General features: G+C 63.2%; 3 protein-coding genes. All 3 read right to left on the bottom strand.

The features are described from left to right. A partial coding sequence (gene tatA, locus AC04MI_RS25580; protein WP_476499092.1) for a Sec-independent protein translocase subunit TatA occupies positions 1-243 on the bottom strand: 243 nt, incomplete at its 3' end. A 65-nt stretch (positions 244-308) separates the two neighbouring features. Further along, the gene (locus AC04MI_RS25575) at positions 309-668 is read right to left on the bottom strand and encodes a histidine triad nucleotide-binding protein (RefSeq protein ID WP_436042695.1); all 360 of its coding nucleotides are present in this window, start codon (positions 666-668) and stop codon (positions 309-311) included. Continuing rightward, the coding region (locus AC04MI_RS25570) for a DUF4870 family protein (RefSeq protein ID WP_476499091.1) at positions 658-1,023 on the bottom strand (366 nt) is incomplete at its 5' end. The genes AC04MI_RS25575 and AC04MI_RS25570, both read right to left, overlap by 11 nt.

Here is a 1,023-nt window from a genome sequence, read left to right as displayed (position 1 = left end):
CTTCTGACGCGCTTCGACGTCGATGGTGGACTTGTCGCTGTTGGCCGGCTGGCCGGTCACCTGCGCTGCAGGAGCCGACGAAGCGGCGGGTGCATCGGTGGTGCTGCCGTCCTTCATGCCGTCCTTGAAGCCCTTGACGGCGCCACCAAGGTCGGAACCCATGTTCCGCAGCTTCTTGGTGCCGAAGATCATGACCACGACGAGCAGCACGATCAGCCAGTGCCAGATAGAAAAAGAACCCATGGAAGACTCCTAAGAATGTGTCCGATTTTAGTCGGGCTGAATGTGACAGTTCGGATTAATGGGATTCAGCCGCGCAGCCATGGGCGGGGGCCGCCCATGACGTGGACATGGAGATGGTGGACCTCCTGCCCGCCCTCGGCGCCGGTGTTGACGACGACCCGGTAGCCGCCCTCCGGATAGGGCTTGCAGCCCTGTTCCAGCGCGAGCCGGGGGGCCAGCGTCATGATCCGGCCCATCAGCGCGGCGTCGTCGGGGGTGAGCTGCGCCATCGAGGCGATGTGCCGCTTGGGCACCAGCATGAAGTGCACCGGCGCCCAGGGGGCGATGTCGTGAAAGCCGAACAGTTCGTCGTCCTCGTAGACCTTGCGCGAAGGAATCTTGCCTTCGATGATTTTGCAGAAGACGCAGTTCGGATCAGATGACATCTTTGGGTTCCATGGGACGGCTGCCGTTCATGCGGATCATGCCCTTCACGATCCGGTAGAGAAACCACAGCGAAATGAGGCTCCAGGCGATCCAGCCCGGCACGAGAAAGAGGAGCCAGAGCCACGAGGTCAGGATGTACAGCAGGCCCGCCCACAGCACCGAGCGGATGCGCCAGCTGAAATGCGTGGCCTGCCAGGTGCCGGCCGCGTCGTCGCGCTTGATGAAGTCGATCAAGAGCGCCAGCAGCAGCAGCGCCACCGAGGCCTGCGCCCCCGGCAGGACGGCGCCAATGGCCACGATCAGGTGCAGGATGTAGCTGATCCAGCCCCAGGTCTTGAGCGAGTCGTCGGGTTC

It is taken from the genome of Acidovorax sp. LjRoot204 (assembly GCF_056175785.1).
The sequence above is the reverse complement of the archived record's forward strand: the minus strand, read 5'-3'. Positions and strand labels throughout refer to the sequence as shown.

What these genes read in the sequence shown, in the direction of transcription:
- AC04MI_RS25575 (WP_436042695.1), bottom strand. Translation starts at nt 668, where the DNA reads ATGTCATCTGATCCGAACTGCGTCTTCTGCAAAATCATCGAAGGCAAG.